14 protein-coding genes are annotated in these 20,224 nt (G+C 62.8%); 1 reads left to right on the forward strand and 13 read right to left on the reverse strand.

Annotated elements, in window-relative coordinates; translation table 11 throughout:
• Positions 1 to 14: 14 nt before the first annotated feature.
• Positions 15 to 1,898 (reverse strand): ATP-dependent zinc metalloprotease FtsH, encoded by a 1,884-nt coding sequence (gene ftsH / locus ACEN9O_RS28845; RefSeq protein ID WP_495615212.1) that lies wholly within the window; start codon positions 1,896 to 1,898, stop codon positions 15 to 17.
• Between the two features lie 202 nt (positions 1,899 to 2,100).
• The gene (locus ACEN9O_RS28850) at positions 2,101 to 2,802 is read right to left on the reverse strand and encodes an RlmE family RNA methyltransferase (RefSeq protein WP_495615213.1); all 702 of its coding nucleotides are present in this window, start codon (positions 2,800 to 2,802) and stop codon (positions 2,101 to 2,103) included.
• A 43-nt stretch (positions 2,803 to 2,845) separates the two neighbouring features.
• Here ACEN9O_RS28850 and ACEN9O_RS28855 point away from each other — a divergent pair, with 43 nt between their 5' ends.
• Positions 2,846 to 3,316: a YhbY family RNA-binding protein gene (locus ACEN9O_RS28855; protein WP_495615214.1), complete on the forward strand. Its 471-nt coding sequence runs from the start codon at positions 2,846 to 2,848 to the stop codon at positions 3,314 to 3,316.
• 82 nt (positions 3,317 to 3,398) lie between these two features.
• On the opposite strand, the gene ACEN9O_RS28860 is transcribed toward ACEN9O_RS28855, so the two are convergent.
• The 11 genes from ACEN9O_RS28860 to ACEN9O_RS28910 all read right to left on the reverse strand — a co-directional run bounded on the left by ACEN9O_RS28860 (position 3,399) and on the right by ACEN9O_RS28910 (position 20,218).
• Positions 3,399 to 3,881: a DUF4149 domain-containing protein gene (locus ACEN9O_RS28860; RefSeq protein WP_495615215.1), complete on the reverse strand. Its 483-nt coding sequence runs from the start codon at positions 3,879 to 3,881 to the stop codon at positions 3,399 to 3,401.
• Positions 3,881 to 4,357 carry a transcription elongation factor GreA gene (gene greA / locus ACEN9O_RS28865; protein ID WP_008447358.1) on the reverse strand — a complete coding sequence of 159 codons (477 nt, stop codon included), beginning with the start codon at positions 4,355 to 4,357 and terminating at the stop codon, positions 3,881 to 3,883. The genes ACEN9O_RS28860 and greA overlap by 1 nt, the downstream gene beginning before the upstream one ends.
• Before the next feature lie 113 nt (positions 4,358 to 4,470).
• On the reverse strand, positions 4,471 to 7,701 hold the full coding sequence (gene carB, locus ACEN9O_RS28870) for a carbamoyl-phosphate synthase large subunit (protein WP_495615216.1): 3,231 nt from the start codon (positions 7,699 to 7,701) through the stop codon (positions 4,471 to 4,473).
• Between the two features lies 1 nt (position 7,702).
• A complete protein-coding gene (gene carA, locus ACEN9O_RS28875) occupies positions 7,703 to 8,866 on the reverse strand; it encodes a glutamine-hydrolyzing carbamoyl-phosphate synthase small subunit (protein ID WP_495615217.1) in 1,164 nt (387 codons plus the stop codon).
• 216 nt (positions 8,867 to 9,082) lie between these two features.
• The gene (locus tag ACEN9O_RS28880) at positions 9,083 to 9,532 is read right to left on the reverse strand and encodes a type II toxin-antitoxin system HicB family antitoxin (protein WP_495615218.1); all 450 of its coding nucleotides are present in this window, start codon (positions 9,530 to 9,532) and stop codon (positions 9,083 to 9,085) included.
• 180 nt (positions 9,533 to 9,712) lie between these two features.
• Positions 9,713 to 10,123, reverse strand: coding sequence for a GlcG/HbpS family heme-binding protein (locus tag ACEN9O_RS28885; protein WP_495615219.1), 411 nt, complete (start codon positions 10,121 to 10,123; stop codon positions 9,713 to 9,715).
• 36 nt (positions 10,124 to 10,159) lie between these two features.
• The gene (locus ACEN9O_RS28890; protein ID WP_495615220.1) at positions 10,160 to 11,083 is read right to left on the reverse strand and encodes a patatin-like phospholipase family protein; all 924 of its coding nucleotides are present in this window, start codon (positions 11,081 to 11,083) and stop codon (positions 10,160 to 10,162) included.
• A gap of 54 nt (positions 11,084 to 11,137) precedes the next feature.
• On the reverse strand, positions 11,138 to 12,490 hold the full coding sequence (locus ACEN9O_RS28895; protein WP_495615221.1) for a Gfo/Idh/MocA family protein: 1,353 nt from the start codon (positions 12,488 to 12,490) through the stop codon (positions 11,138 to 11,140).
• A 15-nt stretch (positions 12,491 to 12,505) separates the two neighbouring features.
• Positions 12,506 to 13,840: a DUF3472 domain-containing protein gene (locus ACEN9O_RS28900; protein WP_495615222.1), complete on the reverse strand. Its 1,335-nt coding sequence runs from the start codon at positions 13,838 to 13,840 to the stop codon at positions 12,506 to 12,508.
• Positions 13,841 to 13,860: 20 nt separating this feature from the next.
• Positions 13,861 to 16,839, reverse strand: a complete 2,979-nt coding sequence (locus tag ACEN9O_RS28905; protein WP_495615223.1) for a TonB-dependent receptor plug domain-containing protein — start codon at positions 16,837 to 16,839, stop codon at positions 13,861 to 13,863.
• 91 nt (positions 16,840 to 16,930) lie between these two features.
• Positions 16,931 to 20,218 carry a TIM-barrel domain-containing protein gene (locus tag ACEN9O_RS28910; RefSeq protein ID WP_495615224.1) on the reverse strand — a complete coding sequence of 1,096 codons (3,288 nt, stop codon included), beginning with the start codon at positions 20,216 to 20,218 and terminating at the stop codon, positions 16,931 to 16,933.
• Positions 20,219 to 20,224: the final 6 nt, after the last annotated feature.

The raw sequence follows: 20,224 nt of genomic DNA on the forward strand, positions 1-20,224 counted from the left end.
CGTTCAGCCACGTATCAGGCTGGTGCCGTCACGCTGGGCGACACACCCGAGCCACCGTCGCTGGGCGGATGCTTGCGGATGGTGACGCCGGCTTTCGGCGCGCGCGGCTCCAGGCCGGACATGATGTCGTTGATCTGGTCGGCATCAATGGTTTCCCATTCCAGCAGCGCCTTGGTCATCACTTCGACCTTGTCGCGGTTCTCTTCCAGCAGCGTCCGCGCCAGCTTGTATTGCGTATCGAGGATGCTGCGGATCTCGGCGTCGACCATTTGCTGGGTCGCCTCGGAAATCGTCTTCGACGCGCCGCCGAAGAAGCCGTCGTTCTGGCTGTCCTCGTAGACCATCACGCCCATGCTGTCGGACATGCCGAAGCGGGTCACCATCGAGCGGGCCAGCTTGGTGGCGCGCGAGAAGTCGTTCGAGGCGCCGGTCGACATCTGGCCGACAAAGATCTCTTCAGCGATGCGGCCGCCGAACAGGATGGAAATCTCTTCCAGCATCTTGTCCTTGTAGCCCGAAATATTATCGTGCTCTGGCAGCTGCCAGGTCAGGCCCAGTGCCCAGCCGCGCGGCATGATGGTTACTTTGTGGACCGGATCGGCCTTCGGCAACAGTTTGGCGACCACGGCGTGGCCAGACTCGTGATACGCGGTGTTGCGACGCTCTTCCTCGCGGATGATCATCGACTTGCGCTCGGGACCCATGAAGATCTTGTCCTTGGCATCCTCGAAATCGATCATGTCGACCAGACGCTTGCTGCGGCGTGCGGCAAACAGCGCGGCCTCGTTGACCAGGTTGGCCAGGTCGGCGCCCGAGAAGCCAGGCGTGCCGCGAGCCAGGATGTCGGCCTTGACGTCGGTGCCGATAGGCACTTTGCGCATGTGTACATTCAGGATCTGCTCGCGGCCGCGGATGTCCGGCAGGCCGACCGAGACCTGGCGGTCGAAACGGCCCGGACGCAGCAGCGCTTTGTCCAGCACGTCGGCGCGGTTGGTGGCAGCCACCACGATCACGCCGGACGATGCTTCGAAGCCGTCCATTTCCACCAGCAGCTGGTTCAGCGTCTGTTCGCGCTCGTCGTTACCGCCGCCCATGCCGGCGCCACGATGACGGCCGACCGCGTCGATCTCGTCGATGAAGATGATGCAAGGCGAATGCTTCTTGGCGTTCTCGAACATGTCGCGCACGCGGGACGCGCCCACGCCGACGAACATTTCAACGAAGTCCGAACCGGAGATCGAGAAGAACGGCACCTTGGCTTCGCCGGCAATGGCGCGCGCCAGCAGGGTTTTACCCGTGCCCGGCGGACCGACCATCAGCACGCCGCGTGGAATGCGGCCGCCCAGTTTCTGGAATTTGCTTGGGTCCTTGAGGAAGTCGACGATCTCGTTGACTTCCTCCTTCGCTTCGTCGCAACCGGCGACGTCGGCGAAGGTGACGGTGTTATTGGTTTCGTCCATCATGCGCGCCTTGGACTTGCCGAAGGAGAACGCCCCGCCCTTGCCGCCGCCCTGCATCTGACGCATGAAGAAAATCCACACGCCGATCAGCAACAGCATCGGGAACCAGGAAACGAAGATTTGTTGCAGGAACGACTGTTCCTCAGGCGGGCGCACGTCGAAGTGCACGCCGTTGTCGCGCAGGTCGCCGACCAGGCCACGGTCAAGGCCGGTGGCGGTGGCGCGCACCTTGGTGTCGTCGCTACGGGTGGCCGTGATGTTGACGCCTTCGATCACCACATCCTTGATACGCTTGGCCTTGACCTCATCCAGCAAATCGGAATAAGCGATGGGCTTGGCGCCAGCGGTCACGCCGTGGCTGTCAAACTGCTTGTACAGCATCAGCAGCAGCAGTACCACGACTACCCAGATGGCTGATTTGGAAAACATGTTATTCACGAAAACTCCTTGGATGCTGGACGCATCTTTTAACCGATAGCTAGAAACCCGATTTTACTCGCAATAAGCAGGCGGTGCCAGAAGCCCGCCTGCGCGTGCGGCCAAAATTCCAGCCGTAAAGCACATTATTTGACCAAAATACCGGTGCGATCAAGTCAAAACTGATTCACACTGTGTCGATGTGCGGCCCAAGGGCCAAATATCAAGGGCGTCCGAGGGGGAAATCGTCATTTTCCAGCGGCTGGGCCGACAGCATGCCATCGGTCGGGTTTTTCAGGCCGCGTCCCAGCAGGAAAATCTCGGAAGACTTGTCGCGGCTGGCTTTCGGCTTTTTCTGGATCACGGTTTTGAATTCGCGGCGGAATTTAAGCACGATATCGTTAAAACCCATGTCCTTAAAACATTTCACCAGCAGCGAGCCGGTGGGTTTCAAGTGCGCCTGCGAGAATTCAATTGCCAAATCGATCAGATGCTCCATGCGCGCGGCGTCCGAATCGGGAATACCCGACAGATTCGGCGCCATGTCCGATAACACCAAATCAACTTTTTGACCTTTAACATGATCTTCCAGCATCTGCAGCACGTCGGGCTCGCGGAAATCGCCCTGGATGAAGTGGAAGTCGGCGATGGGCTCCATCGGCAGCAGGTCGAGGCCGATCAACGTGCCGTTGATGCCCCCGCCCTCCTTGCCGGCCAGCTTGCGGCGCGCGTATTGCCCCCAGCTGCCGGGCGTGCAGCCGAGGTCGACGATGACCTGGCCGGGCTTGATCAGGTGCTCGTCCTCGTCGATCTCCTTGAGCTTGAAAGCGGCGCGGGCGCGGTAGCCCTCTTTCTGCGCCAATTTCACGTAAGGGTCGTTAATATGGTCGTGCAACCAGTTTTTGTTTAATTTCTTCTTCTTCATTCGCGTAGAATACTGCCTTTAAGGGAACCACTAAAAATATATTATGCAAAAACTTACACCTGTTGAGCGCAGCGCTCTGCGCGCCGAAGCGCATGGCCTCAAGCCTATCGTCATGATCGGCGAGGCTGGCCTGACAGCCAACGTCCTCAAGGAAATTGCGCTGGGCCTGGACTCCCACGGCCTAATCAAGGTCCGCGTGTTCGGCGACGACCGCGAAGCCCGCGCCGCCATGTACGACACCATCTGCGAACAGCTCGATGCTGCGCCGGTGCAACACATCGGCAAGCTGCTGGTGCTGTACCGTCCGAAGGTGGAAACGGAAAAAGCCCGTTCGACCTCCGGCAAGGGCCTGCGCGAAGTCACCATCGTCAAGCCTAGCCCAAGCGGCACCAAGCGTCCGTCGGTGACCAAGGTACTGCTCAAGGGGAATGAACGCGTGACGCAAGGCGGCAATATCAAACGCGCCAAGCCACTGCAGAAGTCGACCAAGAAGAGCGCGCTGGGCTCGAAATAACGGTCCTGGCGGCACCGTTGTACCCCGCACACCAATGATCAGGGTCGGACCCCGTACGGGGTCCGACCCTTTTGTCTTAGGGTTACTGTTTGACCACCAGCCACGCGGCCAGCAAGCTCTGCACCAGGTAGATGCTGCTGGAAATACCGTGCAATACGCCGAACTCATTCTGAGCGGCACCATCCATCACCCCGCCCGGCCCCGCCGCGGCACGCAAGGCGGCCATCATCGGTTGCAGGCCGAAGTGCGACACCAGCGTGCAGGCCAGCATCGTCGAAACAATGAACAACAGCACGCGGCGCGTCTTGGCGGCCGAGTTGGCTGCCGAACCGGCGAAGATCCCGCCCGTCTCCGCGCCCTTGCTGACCCACAACAGCACCAGCATCACCAGCGCACAGGCGATCGACAGCCAGGCCTGGTTCTTGAACAGGCTGGCGGCGATGGTGCCGGCCAGCACGCGGTCGCTCAGCGTGGCGAACAGCGTCGGCGCGGCCAGATAGCCGACCGCCCACAAACTGCCCGCCCACAGCGTTGCGACCAGCAAACGTGTACGCGCGAGCAGCATCAGATGTAACGCACTTCCAGGATTTCGTATTCGCGCGGGCCGGACGGCGCCTGCACTTCCACCACGTCGCCGGCCGACTTGCCGATCAGCGCGCGGGCGATCGGCGAGGTCACCGACACCTTGCTCAGTTTCAGGTCCGCTTCGTCCAGGCCGACGATCTGGTAGGTCACTTTCGCGCCCGAATCCAGGTCTTCCAGGTCCACGGTCGAGGCGAACACCACGCGGCCATCGGCGTCCAGCGTGGTCGGGTCGATGATCTGTGCTGCGCTCAGCTTACCTTCCAGTTCCGCGATGCGGCCTTCGACGAACGCCTGGCGCTCCTTGGCGGCATCGTACTCGGCGTTTTCCGACAGGTCACCATGCGAACGCGCTTCAGCAATCGCGTCGATCACGATACGGCGTTCTTTGGTCTTCAACTGGTGCAACTCTTCTTTCAGGAGCTCTGCGCCGAACTTGGTAAGTGGAACTGAAGTCATGTTTATATTTACTCTGTTGTTACAATGGAAAACCACAGAGGCCACGCCAACCTGCAGCGCGAGCTCTGTGGTTAAAAGGTACTGTTTTTCGTCACCGGGGCGACGAAAGAACCTTAGTGTAAGGTTTTATGCAGCCCTTGTAAATCGTACACTTGCAACTCGTCCAAATGACGGATGCCTTCGACCGCCGCTTCCGCGCCGGCGATGGTGGTATAGGTGGTCACGCGCGAGGCCAGCGACGAGGTGCGGATCGCACGCGAGTCGGTGATGGCGCTGCGCTTCTCTTCCACCGTGTTGATCACCAGGACGATCTCGTGGTTCTTGATCATGTCGACCACGTGCGGACGGCCCTCGACCACCTTGTTCACCGGCGTGACCGGAATGCCGGCCGCCGCGATGACGGCAGCGGTGCCTTTGGTCGCCACCAGCGTGAAGCCGATGTCCACCAGGTCACGCGCCACTTTCACGGCGCGCGGCTTGTCCGACGATTTCACCGACAGGAACACCTTGCCCGACTTCGGCAGCTTGATGCCCGCGCCCATCTGCGACTTGACGAAGGCTTCGCCGAAGGTCTTGCCGACGCCCATGACTTCACCGGTCGATTTCATCTCAGGTCCGAGGATGGTGTCGACGCCCGGGAATTTCACGAACGGGAACACGGCCTCCTTGACGCTGAAGTAAGGCGGCACGACTTCCTTGGTGATGCCCTGCTGCGCCAGGGTCTGGCCGACCATGCAGCGCGCGGCGATCTTGGCCAGCTGCAGGCCGGTGGCCTTGGACACGAACGGCACGGTGCGCGATGCGCGCGGGTTCACTTCCAGCACGTAGACCACGTCGCGCAATTCGCCGTCGCGTTCCTGCTTCTGGATCGCGAACTGCACGTTCATCAGACCGACCACGTTCAGGCCCTTGGCCATCAGCGAGGTCTGACGCTTCAGTTCATCGATGGTGTCCTGCGCCAGCGAGTAAGGCGGCAGCGAGCAGGCCGAGTCGCCCGAGTGCACGCCGGCTTGTTCGATGTGTTCCATCACGCCGCCGATGAAGGTGGTTTCGCCGTCGGAGATGCAATCGACGTCGCACTCGATGGCGTCGTTCAGGAAGCGGTCCAGCAGCACCGGCGAATCGTGCGATACCTTGACCGCTTCGCGCATGTAGCGCTCCAGGTCGCGCTGCTCGTGGACGATTTCCATCGCGCGGCCGCCCAGCACGTAGGAAGGACGGACCACCAGCGGGTAGCCGATTTCCTGCGCCAGCGCCAGGGCGTCGGCTTCGGTGCGCGCGGTGCGGTTAGGCGGCTGGCGCAGGCCCAGCGTGTGCAGCATCTGCTGGAAACGCTCGCGGTCTTCGGCGGCGTCGATCATGTCCGGCGAGGTGCCGACGATGGGCACGCCGTTCGCTTCCAGGTCCAGCGCCAGTTTCAAAGGAGTCTGGCCGCCGTATTGGACGATCACGCCGACCGGTTTTTCCAGGTCGACGATTTCCAGCACGTCTTCCAGCGTCAGCGATTCGAAGTACAGGCGATCCGAGGTATCGTAGTCGGTCGACACGGTCTCCGGATTGCAGTTGACCATGATGGTCTCGTAGCCGTCGTCGCGCATCGCCAGCGCCGCGTGCACGCAGCAGTAGTCGAATTCGATACCCTGGCCGATACGGTTAGGACCACCGCCCAGCACCATGATCTTCTTCTTGTCGGTCGGAGCCGATTCGCACTCTTCATCGTAGGTCGAGTACATGTAGGCGGTGTTGGTCGAGAACTCCGCGGCGCAGGTGTCGACGCGCTTGTACACCGGACGGATGTTCAGCTCATGGCGCTTGGCGCGCACGGTCTTGGCATCGGTCTGCAGCAGGAAGGCCAGGCGGCGATCCGAGAAGCCTTTTTGCTTCAGCTTGTACAGCGTAGGCTTGTCGATCTGCTCCAGCTTCTGCGTGTCCATCCACAGTTCCAGGTCCACGATCTCTTTAATCTGGATCAGGAACCATGGGTCGATCTTGGTCAGCTGGTGCACTTCTTCCAGCGTGAAGCCTTGCGCGAACGCGTCGCCCACGTACCAGATACGCTCAGGACCTGGCTCGCCCAGTTCCTCTTCGATCTTCTCGCGGTCCTTGGTCTTTTCGTTCAAGCCGTCGACGCCCACTTCCAGGCCGCGCAGCGCTTTCTGGAACGATTCCTGGAAGGTGCGGCCGATCGCCATCACTTCGCCGACCGATTTCATTTGCGTGGTCAGGTGGTGGTCGGCGGTCGGGAACTTCTCGAACGTGAAGCGTGGGATCTTGGTGACGACGTAGTCGATCGACGGTTCGAACGAGGCCGGGGTCGCGCCGCCGGTGATCTCGTTGCGCAGCTCGTCCAGCGTAAAGCCAACGGCCAGCTTGGCCGCCACCTTGGCGATCGGGAAGCCGGTGGCCTTCGACGCCAGTGCCGACGAACGCGATACGCGCGGATTCATTTCGATGACGATCATGCGGCCGTCGGCCGGGTTGATCGAGAACTGCACGTTGGAGCCGCCGGTGTCGACGCCGATCTCACGCAGCACCGCCAGCGAGGCGTTACGCATGATCTGGTATTCCTTGTCGGTCAGCGTCTGCGCTGGCGCCACGGTGATCGAGTCGCCGGTGTGCACGCCCATCGGGTCCAGGTTTTCGATCGAGCAGATGATGATGCAGTTGTCCGCCTTGTCGCGCACCACTTCCATCTCGTACTCTTTCCAGCCGATCAGCGATTCTTCGATCAGCAGTTCGGAGGTCGGCGAAGCTTCCAGGCCGCGCTTGCAGATGGTCTCGAATTCTTCTTCGTTGTAGGCGATGCCGCCGCCGGTGCCGCCCATCGTGAACGACGGACGGATGATGACCGGGAAGCCCAGCGTGCGCTGCACGGCCCACGATTCTTCCATGGTGTGCGAGACGCCCGACTTGGCCGAACCCAGGCCGATCTTGGTCATCGCGTCCTTGAACTTGGAGCGGTCCTCGGCCTTGTCGATGGCTTCCGGCGTGGCGCCGATCAGCTCGACCTTGTACTTGTCGAGGACACCGTGGCGATGCAGGTCCAGCGCGCAGTTCAGCGCGGTCTGGCCGCCCATGGTCGGCAGGATCGCGTCCGGCTTCTCCTTGGCGATGATGCGCTCCACGACTTGCCAGGTGATCGGCTCGATGTAGGTGACGTCGGCCATTTCCGGGTCGGTCATGATGGTCGCTGGGTTGCTGTTGACCAGGATGACTTTGTAGCCTTCTTCGCGCAGGGCCTTGCAGGCCTGTGCGCCGGAATAATCGAACTCGCAAGCCTGGCCGATGATGATCGGGCCAGCGCCAATAATCAGAATACTTTTAATGTCTGTACGTTTAGGCATCTTATTTTTTCTCCGTTGCTTCCATCATGCCGATGAAGCGGTCAAACAGGTAAGCGACGTCAGTCGGGCCGGGCGATGCTTCAGGGTGGCCCTGGAAGCAGAAGGCCGGCGTGTCGGTGCGGGCGAAGCCCTGCAGCGAACCGTCGAACAGCGATTTGTGGGTTACGCGGCAGTTGGCCGGCAAGGTGTCCGGGTCCACTGCGAAGCCGTGGTTCTGCGACGTGATCAGCACTTGTTTGCTGTCCAGGTCCTGCACCGGGTGGTTGGCGCCGTGGTGGCCGAATTTCATCTTCAGGGTTTTCGCGCCCGATGCCAGGCCCATGATCTGGTGGCCGAGGCAAATGCCGAACAGCGGCAGCTTCCTGGCCATGAAGACCTTGGCGGCGGCGATCGCGTAGTCGCATGGCTCAGGATCGCCTGGACCGTTCGACAGGAACACGCCGTCCGGGTTCAGCGCCAGCACGTCGGCGGCGCTGGTCTGCGCCGGCACCACGGTGACCTTGCAGCCGCGCGCGGTCAGCATGCGCAGGATGTTGCGCTTGACGCCGAAGTCGTAGGCGACCACGTGGAACTTAGGGTCCGTCAGTTTGCCGTAGCCTTCGCCGAGCGTCCACTCGGTTTCGGTGAAGTCATAGGCCGCCTTGACGGTGACTACCTTGGCCAGGTCCATGCCGGTGATGCCGGGGAAGGAGCGGGCCAGGTCCAGCGCTTGCGCCGCCGAAGGCTCGTTGCCTTGGGTGCCGACCAGGATGGCGCCGGATTGAGCGCCCTTCTCGCGCAGGATGCGGGTCAGCTTGCGGGTGTCGATACCGGCGATGCCGACGATGTTCTCGGCCTTCAGGTAATCGGACAGCGACTGGGTGGAGCGGAAATTCGACGCCATCAGCGGCAGGTCACGGATGATTAAACCGGCCGTATGGACTTTGGTGGATTCGACGTCTTCCGGATTGATACCGGTATTGCCGATATGCGGATACGTCAGGGTGACGATCTGGCGGCTGTAGGAAGGATCGGTCAGGATTTCCTGATAGCCGGTCATGGACGTATTAAAGACTACCTCGCCGGTTGTATGACCGGCTGCGCCGATCGAAAAACCTTTGAAAATAGTTCCGTCAGCGAGGGCCAGTATGGCTGGAACGGCAGGGCCAGAAAAAAATGGCGGCAAGGGCAACTCCTGATAAAGTTACCGTAGCTGCGCCACGTCAGACGACCGTCGTGTGTCCCCCGCCGTCGCAGGCCAGGGTGGAAGGTCAATTGATGATGGAGTGAGTGGTAGTCGCTACGGTAGAGGTGAGATTGGCTAAACCTTTGAATTATAACCAAATCTCCCCTGCTTGGCAATGGACCGCCGGCAAAATACCCGCAAAAATGCAGTCCAATTTCATTTGGTAGCAACGTCAATGTCCACACGCGGCATGGCGCTTGGTTCCTTTTTCTTTAGTGGTGGAGCAAAGGGAGTTCCATGCCTGCGCCCGACGTATTCCGAGATCGCCACACTAAGAAGTTGATTGATGCTGCATCCATCGAGTTGTGCCAAATGCGCAATATCGTGATGCAACCCGCCCGGAATACGCAACGCTATCCGCCCATTATAGAAAGGCGGTTCGATCGGTTCGATGATCGGATAACCGCTTTCGCCGGCTGCGGCGATCCACGATGCCGCAGCGGAGTCAAAATTGCGCAGCGCCTCTTCCGCTGTATCCCCTTCCGCGACGCAGCCAGGAAATTCGTGCACCGTCACCGTATAACCGCCGTCTGGATCGGGAAGCAAACAACGAACGTAGGGCCGAGCCAGAATTGCCAGAATTTCCTCATCACTGATGTCCATCATCGCCCCCTTGCAAGTAATCCTCCCATACTTGCACTTCTATCAACAACGATTTAATGGCATCGCAGCGATATCGCTGGCGATATCACATTATAGACATGCCGTTTGCATGCTGCGTCGATTCTCCAATAGAAAATGCCGCCTGGTTTTGAGCCAGGCGGCATTCTTGTGCGACGGAGTTGCTTAGCTCAGCGCGGCGATGCCGGCCTTGGCAACCTGTACATCCTCGGCCGACTTGACGCCCGAGACGCCGACGGCGCCGATGACGTGGCCGTCAACGATGATGGGCACGCCACCTTCCAGCAGACCGTCGGCCATCGGCGCCGGGGCGCTCAGGAAGGCGGTGCGGCCGTTGTTGATCATGTCTTCGTAGATCTTCGATTCGCGGCGGCCCAGCGCCGATACGCGCGCCTTGGCCGGGGCGATGTGCGACGACAGCGGCGCGGCGCCGTCCTGGCGCTGCAGCCACAGCAGATGGCCGCCGTCGTCGACGATGGCGATCACGACCGGCCAGTTGTTGGCGACCGCCTCGGCTTCGGCGCCGGCAGCGATCTTCTTGATGTCGGCGAGCGACAGGTATGGTTTGGTTTGCATGTGCTATTCCTTATTATTGGACCGGATATTGTACTGCTATGGTCTGCGCTTGGCTTCCAGTTTCTGCTTGAGCTGCGCCATCACCTGCGCGGCGGCCTGTTCGCCGGCCAGGATCGCCTGGTTGCGACCGGCGAAATCGTTACCCGCCATCTTGCCCAGGCTAGGCGCGATCACCACATCCGCATCCTTCAATTCGTACTGGTTGATGCGCTGGCCCATGATGCTGAAGGTCTGCATGATCACGTCCAGCGAACTGACGGTGGCCTGCACGTCGGCCTGGGTCGAGATGTTCACGGCGATGACGAAGTCCGCGCCCATGTCGCGCGCAAAGCGCACCGGCACCGGCGCCACCAGGCCGCCGTCCACATACGAGCGACCGTTGATCACCACCGGCTGGAACACGCCTGGCACCGACGACGACGCCCGCACCGCCATGCCCGTGTTCCCGCGCTGGAACAGGATAGGCTGGCCTGTCTTCAAATCCGACGCCACGGCGCCGAACGGTATCTTCAACTTCTCGATCGGCTGGTTGTTGACCGCCTTGTTGACGTAGGATTGCAGCGCCTCGCCTTTCAGCACGCCGGAGCTTTTGCCGAACAACGGCACGGCCCAGTCGGAGATGGCCGCTTCGTCCATGTCCATCGCCACCTTCTGCAACTGGAAGCCGGTGTTACCTGCCGCGTACAGCGCGCCGACCACCGAACCGGCACTGGTGCCGACCACGATGTCTGCATAAATGCCCTGCGCCTCCAGCGCCTTGATCACGCCGATGTGCGCGAAGCCGCGCGCCGCGCCGCCGCCCAGCGCCAGGCCGATCTTGATCTTCTTGGGAGGCAGAGGTTCCGGCACCGCCAGCGGTGGCGCCGTCGGTGTTTCAATCACCGGATTGGACTTGCAGCCCACAACGGCGGCTGCGGCAAAGATAGCTAAAGCGACAAGGGAAAGACGGCGTGATGGCATGTAGGGGTTCAATCTGCTGGTGCTGGGTTTGGACGCAGCAGATTGTAACCTACCTTACAGCGCGAAGATCGGCTTCCGGGTCTTCCACTGCCCGGCCGTAAAGTCCGGGAAGTCCAGCGTCTGGAAGTTCTGCGCGATCGACTGCTCCGACAGCGGCGAGATGGCGCTCCACGTCACCGCGTCGTAGATATCGATCGGCATCGGCGCCCTCGCCTTCAGCGCCTCGATGAAGGACTGGATCACGAAGAAGTCCATGCCGCCATGACCGGCGCCCTCCGCATCCTTGGCATGCTTGCGCCAAAGCGGATGGTCGTATTTATCCTGGTACGACTGGAAGTCCTCCCACTGGTGCGGCTTGCTCTTGCCTTCGATATGGATGGAATTGTTCACGTCCATCCACAAGCCATCGGTGCCCTGCACGCGGAAGCCCAATGAATAAGGGCGCGGCAGCGAGGTATCGTGTTGCAGCAGGATGGTCTCGCCGTTCTCGCACGACAGCGTGGTGGTGACCACGTCGCCCAGCTTGAACTGCGTCTTCGCGCTCGGACTGTTGGCGCCGCCCGGCTGCTTGACGATGTAGTCATGCAGGCCGCGCGCCTTGGTAGCGAAGCTGTTGATGCGCGTGAAGCGGTTGCCGCGGTTGATGTTGGTGTACATCGCGCAGGGACCAATGCCATGGCTCGGATACAGCTCGCCGTTGCGCTGCACCGAATGCTCGGTGCGCCACTTGGCTTCAGACCAGCCCTTGGCGCCGAACTCCACGCCGCCGCCATACGGCTTGACCGGATCGCCGCTGTTGAACTTCACCGCGCGCAGGTCGTGCTGGTAGCCGCCCTGCAGATGCATCAGCTCACCGAACAAGCCGGAACGCACCATCTGCAGCACCGCCATCACATCGCGGCGGAAGCAGACGTTCTCCAGCAGCATATACGGCGTGTTGGTCTTGAGCTGCGTGTTCAGCACATCCCAGTGGTCCTGCAGCGTGATGCCGGCCACCACCTCGCAGCCCACAGGCACCTTGGCCTGCATCGCGGCGATGGCCATCGGCGCATGCCATTCCCATGGCGTGGCGATGATCACGCCATCCAGCGCGCCGGCGTCCAGCATGCGCTTGTAGGCCTGCGGATCGCGGTCCTCGCCGAAGGTCTTCGGCTTGGCCTTGCCCGATTTCTCGACCTGCTGGAGCGCGCGGCCCAGCATGATCGGTTCGATGTCGCACAGCGCGACGACTTCGACGTCATCGCGGCGCAGCAGCTCCTGCAACAGCACCTGGCCGCGCATGCCGGTGCCGATCATGCCGATCCGCACCCGCTCGCGCGTGGCGCCAAAGGCCGTCGGCATCATCAGGCTGCCCGCCAGGGCCGCGCCGGCGGTCAGGAAGTCTCGTCGATTAAAAGCTGAATTCATGGTGCTCCTTTAATTTTATTGCTGCGGCAGCGTGTTCACATCCACGGCCGGTTGCTGGCCGGTGGCGGGACGGATGAAGTTCTGGTTCACGGGAACATAAGCGGCGAAGAAGCCGCCGTTCCGCAGATAGAACTGGCCATTATCCAGGCCTCCGGCGTAATCCATGCGCTGGACGTTGGTCACGGTGGCGTCGCCGGTGAAGCGCGCCTTCGTCACCTCGGACCACGCGCCCGACACGTTGCGGGCCCACTGGTTGCCGAACGATACACGCCGGCCAGTATAGCCCTTGGTATCGATGAAATTCTCCAGGAAGGAATAGGCTCCCGTCAGATACGTGGTGGTGGCAGGACGCTTCCAGGTAGCGATAAAGCGCCACACGCCCAGCTCCGGCGCGTAGAACCACGCCGAGTAGTCGGTGGCACCGGCGCCGTCCGGCCGCGCGCGGGTGATGAAGCGGTAGGTGTTCCCGCTGATCCAGTTGTAGCTCAGGTAGGACTGGCCGCCGGTGCCTTCGCCGCCGAAGCTGTTGTCCACCACGCCCGCGCCCTTTTTAACCAGCGTGGTCTTGCCGCCGCCGTCCGCATCCCACACCGAGAACAGCACCCAGCGTTCGCCCGGCGACTTCACCTGGATACCGAAGTAGCCCTGGCCGAAGCCGTTGGCCATGTAGTAGGAGCCCTCCGGGTCCTGCCCCGCCGGCACCGTCACCTCGTTGTAGAAGTATTCGGTGTTCGCCGGTGTGGTGTAGCCCATGTGGACCGACGGTCCGCGCCGCGACCAGTAATAGTTGGTCGGGTCGTCGGCGTAGTTGATGGCGGCGCTGGTGGTCACGCGCAGCGCGGAGACGTCGCCAAAGTAGCCGCCGTCCTTGCTGACGCCCTGCAGGTCGACCTTGACGTAGCCCGGCGCGGCAATGTTGACGGTGCCGACCTTGTAGGTCCGGCTGCCGTTGACGGACAACTTGACCAGGAACGGCGTGCCGTTGACGGTGACGCGTATCGTGCTGTTGTTGCTGCCGGCCAGCCGGGCGTCCAGGCCCAGCGTGACCGTACCTGCGGACGCCATGCGGAAATAGGCGCTGGTGACGGTGGCAGGGTTGCTCCAGTTGGCCAGGCCATTACTGTTGATTTCCTCCGCCGCGCCAGCCGGAGCGCTGGTGATGAAGGCATTGCCAGCCAGCGCCACTGCCTTCGAGCTGGCGGCGGCCACACTGGCCTGCTGCCCGCCCATGGTCACCTGCGCTGCCGTTTTTTCCGCCTGGCCGCCGGTGCTTTCGCCGCCGCAGGCGCTCAACATCAACGCTGCGGAATACAGGAACAATCGTCTTTGGTTCAATGGTCGTTGTTTCATGATGCTCTCCTCAGCACGGGTCAGAAGAACTTGTAGCTGGCCGAGAACGAGTACATGCGGCCGAACAGGTTCTGGCTGTGGTTATAACCTTCCCAGCCGTTCGGATCGTAGGTGGGCTGCTTGTTCAGCAGGTTCTTGATGTTCAGGCCCAGCTCCAGGTTCTTCATCGGCTTCCAGTTCAGGCCCAGGTTGACCGTGTAGTACGACGGCGCGCCGCCGCACAGGTTGGCGGGCATGGCAACCGAGGCGGCCGTGCAGTTTTCCGGCGTGTTGTCGGTGTCCCACGGACCGTAGGCCCACTTGGTCTTGCCGGTGTAGTTGACGAACAGGCTGGTGACGAACTTCTGATATGCCCAGTCGGCGTTGAACGTGGCGCGCACACGCGGCGAATCGTAGAAGCCGACGTAGTTGCCCGAGAAGCCGGTGCCGTCTTCCGAGTTGTAGGTCTCGCGGCGGCGAATGGTCGCCGACACGCCGGTGTTCAACTTGCCGTACTCGCCCAGCGAGAAGCGCGTGCGGGCATCGATATCGACGCCGTCGATCAGCGTGCGACCACGGTTGGAGTAGGAGTTGATCAAGCCGCCCAGATTACCCACCGAGTACTTCGGCACACCACCGGAGCAAGCCGCCGCGTTGGCCGGGTTGTTGCACATGGCGGCGACGGCCGCCATGTTGCCACGGTCCGCGTCGGTGATCGGATTACGGATGGCGGCGCTGGTACCGGCCAGCGTCGGGCCGTATTTGTCCACGAGCTGCGTGAACAGCTCATTGAAGTCCTGGCGCACGATCTCGTTGCGGCGATAGACGAACCAGTAGTCCACCGAGATGCTCAGATCCTTGACCGGTTGCAGCACCAGGCCAGCCGTCGAGATCTTGGCCTTCTCCGGACGCAGCGACGGATTGGGCGGCGTCAGGCCGCCGACCGTGGTCGAGCAGTTCGAGTTGAGCAGGTTCTTGCCCAGTTCCGCCTCGGTCGGCGAGACGGACTTCATCAGCACCTTGGCGATCGCATTGGTTTCGTCGCAGCGCACGGTGTCGCGGATGCCGCCCACCTGCGCGAACACGCCGCCGCTGCCCGATTCGGCCAGGTTGGGCGCGCGGAAGCCTTCGGAGTAGGTGCCGCGCACCATCACCTCAGGACGCGCGCGCCACAGCACGCCGATCTTGGGCGCCAGGTTGGCGGCGAAGTTCGGGTATTTGTCCAGGCGCGCGGCGGCATTCACTTCCAGCTTGTCGGTGACGGGCACCACCACTTCGCCGAACAGCGCGGCGATATTGCGCTGGCCGTCGAACCAGGAACCGCCCTGCTGCGTGATGTAGCCGTTAGCCGCATCCTGGTTCCCCGGCGTATAGAAGCTCTCGCGCATCAGGTTGGCGCCGAAAGCGGCGCGCACTTCGCGCTCGCCGATCTTGGCGATGGTGCCTTCGATCTTGCCGTCCCACGTAATCAGCTTGGTCCAGGACTGGATGTCGAAGGTTGGATAAGCGGCGCGCAGCAATGCGGCGTTGGCGTCGCTGATCTCACCGAACTTGTAGGCCGGATTGTCGGCGATGTAGGTGCGGCCTGTCACCGCGTCGGTGGTGAATGGACCGAAGGCCTTGGCAAAGCCCTGTGTGTTGATGTTAACGGTCTGGAACAGCGTCGAGTGGCTACCGGCCACGCTGAGCGCCGTCTCGAAATCCCAGCCGCCGCCGATGCTGCCACGCAGGCCGGCCACCGCGCGGTAATTGTCATCCTCGTTGGTCTGGCCGAAGTGGCCCGGCGCGTCGAGCATGAGGTAGTTCAGCCCCGCCGCGCCGCCCATCTTGGCCGCCATGTCGGCATCCAGCTTGCCTTTCAGGTAAACGTTGTTCGGCCCCAGATAAGGCGTGATGAAGGTATTGAGCGTGGTGCCGGTATTGCGGGCGAACCAATTGCTGGTGCTGCCGCTGTTGAAGCTGCGCGGGCCGTTCTCGCCGCGCATCTTGATGTGGGTGTAGGTCGCTTCGGCGAAGCCTTCCAGGTTCTCGTTGATCTTCAGGCGCCCGCTGAGGAAGCCGGTGGCGCGGTCGGAGCTGGGGCCGGTGTCCAGCTGGTACGGCAGCGTGTTCCACACGCAGCGGCTGCCGGCGGCCTCGGTGATGGAGGTGGTGCAGCCGCTGACGGCGCGCTGGGTGCGCGCGTTGTTCTTGGCCTTGTCGAACACGAAGAGCGTGCCGGGGTTCATCACGCCAGGCTCGCTGCCGACGCCAATGCGCATGCCTGAGACAAAGGTTGGGTTGTTGACGTAGAAGTAGTCGGGGCGCTTCAGATAAGTGTCCTCCAGCGAGATGCGGTCGCGCTGGTAGACGTTGATGGCGCCATAGACGTTGTAGCCGTCAGTGTTCAAGTCGCCCAGGCCGTACAGCACATTGGCCTGGCGCTCACCGTAGGATTTGACACTCGGCGTGGAGTCATTGGTGGCGCGGACTTCCAGGCCCTGGTAGTTCTTCTTGGTGATGACGTTGATCACGCCGGCCACCGCATCCGAACCGTAGACGGCCGATGCGCCGTCGGTCAACACTTCCATACGCTCGATAGCGGCAGCAGGAATCGCGTCGATGTTGACGAACATGGTCTGGAAGCCGGCCGGCGCGCCGTAGAACGACAGGCGGCGGCCGTTCAGCAGCACCAGCGTGCCCTGCGCGCCCAGGCCGCGCAGGTTGGCCTGCGAGGCGCCGTCGGAACCGGTGAACATCGAACGGAAGTCCTGCTGCCCCGGACGCGCAGCCGGCAGGTTGTCCAGCACTTGCAGCAGCGTGCGGGCGCCCATGTTCTCGATCTGCTTGGCGTCGATCACCTGCACCGGCGACGCCGTTTCAGCGTTGATACGCTTCAGGCTGGAGCCGGTGATTTCGACCCGCTCGATCTTGTCGTCCTTGGCGCTCTTCTGCGCTTGTTCGTCCAGCGCGTCGGCGGCGTGCGCCGTCGAGGCCAGTCCCACCGCTACCATCGCGGCCACCAGTTTTTTCATCTGCATCGCTATCTCCCTGTTATTAGTGGTTTATTGAGGCTGCAACAGCCCCTCCCCGGTCCGCAGAGGGGTTCTTTCTTGTAAAGACGGGGTAAGGTCAGCGCGGCCGGACGGTGCTGCCCTCTGTGCCTATCAGGACCGCATTGGCCCAGTTACCGCAGACCTGGGCCGGCTTGCTGCCACGCGCGCCCAGGGTGCGCAGGCTGAGTTGACTCAGTCCGCGCACGTCGATTTCCGGCTTGACGACGGCAGGCGCCGCGATCAATCCACTGTCGTACAGCATTCGCTCGCCGCTCCAGACCTGGAACTGCATGCCGCCCGCGCTGCGGCAGCTGTCGTCCACACCCAGGTCGGCGCGCAGCAGGTTCCAGTTACCGGCCAGTTGCAGGTCGATGCGGCTGGTGGCGCCCACGCCCAGGCCCTTGCGGAACCACAGGCCGTTCATGCGCATCTCGCTTCCGTGCGCGGGTTTGTCGCGGCTGACGCCCTTCGGCAAGGCCAGGTCGGACAGGAACTGCTGTACTTCCGGGCCTTCCTTCGGCTGGTAGGCCATCACGTGGAATTCGGACAGCGTGATCGGCTGCACCTCGCTCGGCACAGCGGCGTTGAAGGCGCGCGCTGGCGGCGTGCCGACGGCGGTGACCATCGGATCGGTGGCGGATGCGCCATCGCCTTCCGGGTTCTGCGTGCTCAGCACGCGGAAGCGCAGCAGGCGGCCGGCGGCCGGCGGGAAGCTGATCGTTTGCGCCTCCTTCTGGAGTTTCAACTGGCCGCGCTTGATCGGCTGGCCCCAGTCGCCGTTGTTGTCGCCCATGTAGATCTCGTAGTCGCGGATCTGGCCGTGCTGCCAGTGCTGGTCGTTGCGCGGCGCCAGTTCGATGCCGTCGATCAGGCGGCGCTCGGTGAAGCCGATCACCCATTCATGCGGACCGCCCTGCACCGCCGGGCTGCGCGTGGTGCGGAACCAGGTGGCCGGGTTGTTGTCGAAGGCGTTTTCCAGCGGATAGCCAGTTTCCTCGGACGGACGGTTCATCACCATCATGCCGTCGGCGGGGATGGCGCGGCCCAGCACCGGCGCGGACGGGAAGGCGTCGTCTGCCACCGTTGGCGCGGCGCCGGTCTGCACGGTGAAGCGCAACGGCTGTCGGATGTCCTGGCTGGCAGCCTTGACGTGCAGCGTGCCCAGTCGGTCGGCGGCGTCGAAGTACCAGCCTTCGGCGGCGGCATCGAAGGCGGCGCGGTCGGCCAGTGGCAGCAGGACCGCGCTGCCGGTGCTCACTGCGGCCGGGCGCTGGCGGGTCAGCATGCGCAAGGCGTAGGCACGGCGCGCAGGCTGGCCGGCATAGCTGCCCACCACCGGCTCCACGTCGACCTTGACGCCATCGCTAGCGGCGTTCATGCGTATCACCTGCTGGCTGAAGGCGCCGTCCTGATACTTGCGGGTGTTGCCGTCATCCTCGTACAGCGTGAATTCGGAAGCGCCTTGCGGATATAGGTCCAGCGTCAGCACGTCCTTCGGCTTCTCGCCGTCGTACAGCATCTCCGGGTACATCGGCAGGATGGTGCCGGCGCGGACGAACACCGGCAGCTTGTCCAGCGTGACGGCGAGGTCGATATCGCGCCCGCCCTTGCCGGCCGTGGCCTGGCGGCCGTCCCAATAATCGAACCACTGGCCCTGCGGCAGGTGGATGGCGCGGCGCCAGCCCTGGCTGACGGCCTGGCTGCGGTACACCGGCGCCACCAGCAGGTCGCGGCCCAGCAGGTACTGGTATTTATAGGCTTCGGTGTAGGCCGCCGGATCGTCCGGGTTATCCCACATCAGGCCGCGCACCAGCGGCGCGCCGCTCTGCTCCGCCTCGCGCATCAGCGTGTACATATAAGGCGTCAGGCGCATCTTCAGCTTCAGGTAGCGGCGGTTGATGCTGACGTACGGTTCGGCGAACCACCACGGATGCTTGCGCTCCGCCGCCGCCCAGCCGGACATCCCCATCAGCACCGGCGTAAAACTCTTCCACTGCAGGTCGCGCGTGTAGGTCTCCGGGCTGCCGCCGAAGATCGCATCGACGTCGCCGGTGGCGTAGGCCTGGCCGGACAGGCCGGAACCGATCAGCGTCGGCACGTGCCAGCGGATGTAGTCCCAGCTGGCGCTCTGGTCGCCGGTCCAGGTGACGGCGTAGCGCTGGGTGCCGGCCCAGCCCATCACGGTCCAGATGAACGGACGTCCATCGGAGTTATTCAGGATGCCATCGTAGGCCGCCTTATTGGCGTCGAGCGAGAACTGATAACCCTTGCCGGTCCACGCCACGTCCAGCTTCTGCACGCGGGTGCCGGCGGTGCCGACTTCCCATGCCATTTTCTCGACGCCGTTCTCGGTCCACAGGCCGGTGCGGAAGCCGTACTTGGCCAAGCCCTGCACCGTCTCCGGCAGCGCCGAATAGCCGCAGCCGTAACCGTCGTTCGGCAGTATCCAGCCGCCCGGCATGTCGTGTTCGCGGTACTGGCGCGCCACGGTCTCGATTACGTCCGGCGTCTTGCCGGTCGGGCCGTCGGTCCAGCCTTTGGGCACGGTGCCCGGCTTCTTGACGTTGTCGCCGTCGTTGTAGCAATCGGCGTCGCCGTATTCCAGCGCCCAGCGCGGCAGCATGCGCGCGCGGCCGGTCCATTCGGTGTAGCGGGCCAGCACATCGCGCAGGTCCTTGCCGACGAAGTAGTAGGCGTCGAAGCGCGCTTCGTTGTGCTCCAGCGAGATCTGGTCGTTCTGGCGCAGGTCGTAGCTGCCGTCGGACCAGGTGTTGCGCAGCACGCCCCAGCCGCGTGAGCTCATCAAAAACGGCGCGGGACTCGGACGGTCGCCCTCCTCCCAGCCGCCGGAGTACGACACTTGCAGCTGCTTGCCCTTGAATTCATAGCGGCCGTTCTGCTGGCCGCCGCCGAAGAAACGCTCGGCCTTGTCGCTCGACAGCGTCTGCACGCTTTGCTTGTCGCCCAGTTCCAGCGGCTGGATCTCGCGCCACAGCGGCTGCGCGTCGCCGGCGCGGAACAGGCTGAAACGCAGCGGCTTGCGGTCGATGCGCAGGCTCAGGGCCGGCGTGCGGATCAGGATATGGTCGGCCTGTTCGCTGACGCTGTGCTCCACCGTGGCGGCCGGCGTGGCGACCACGATGGGCGCGGCCTTGTCGCCGGCGCCGGTCAGGCCGGATTTGGAGCCTGCCCAAATATGCAGCACATCTGCGCGCGGCAGGCTAACCTGTATATGGGCGCCGGTGTCCGTGACCAGATCCCACTGCTGGCCGGCGCCAGCGGTGACGGTGCGTAAATTGCCGATCGGCGCGGCCAGTAACGGAGCGCTGGCGAGCAAGACGGCAATGGCTGAAATCTGTTTCATAGTGTG

The organism is Duganella sp. Dugasp78, from assembly GCF_059491455.1.

Excerpts from the sequence above, each read along its gene's own strand:
- ACEN9O_RS28895 (WP_495615221.1), bottom strand. The coding sequence starts at position 12,490 with ATGAATTCAGCTTTTAATCGACGAGACTTCCTGACCGCCGGCGCGGCC.
- ACEN9O_RS28880 (WP_495615218.1), bottom strand. The coding sequence starts at position 9,532 with ATGATGGACATCAGTGATGAGGAAATTCTGGCAATTCTGGCTCGGCCC.
- ACEN9O_RS28910 (WP_495615224.1), bottom strand. The coding sequence starts at position 20,218 with ATGAAACAGATTTCAGCCATTGCCGTCTTGCTCGCCAGCGCTCCGTTA.
- carB (WP_495615216.1), bottom strand. The coding sequence starts at position 7,701 with ATGCCTAAACGTACAGACATTAAAAGTATTCTGATTATTGGCGCTGGC.
- ACEN9O_RS28860 (WP_495615215.1), bottom strand. The coding sequence starts at position 3,881 with ATGCTGCTCGCGCGTACACGTTTGCTGGTCGCAACGCTGTGGGCGGGC.
- ACEN9O_RS28905 (WP_495615223.1), bottom strand. The coding sequence starts at position 16,839 with ATGCAGATGAAAAAACTGGTGGCCGCGATGGTAGCGGTGGGACTGGCC.
- ACEN9O_RS28900 (WP_495615222.1), bottom strand. The coding sequence starts at position 13,840 with ATGAAACAACGACCATTGAACCAAAGACGATTGTTCCTGTATTCCGCA.
- greA (WP_008447358.1), bottom strand. The coding sequence starts at position 4,357 with ATGACTTCAGTTCCACTTACCAAGTTCGGCGCAGAGCTCCTGAAAGAA.
- ACEN9O_RS28855 (WP_495615214.1), top strand. The coding sequence starts at position 2,846 with ATGCAAAAACTTACACCTGTTGAGCGCAGCGCTCTGCGCGCCGAAGCG.
- ACEN9O_RS28890 (WP_495615220.1), bottom strand. The coding sequence starts at position 11,083 with ATGCCATCACGCCGTCTTTCCCTTGTCGCTTTAGCTATCTTTGCCGCA.
- ACEN9O_RS28885 (WP_495615219.1), bottom strand. The coding sequence starts at position 10,123 with ATGCAAACCAAACCATACCTGTCGCTCGCCGACATCAAGAAGATCGCT.
- ACEN9O_RS28850 (WP_495615213.1), bottom strand. The coding sequence starts at position 2,802 with ATGAAGAAGAAGAAATTAAACAAAAACTGGTTGCACGACCATATTAAC.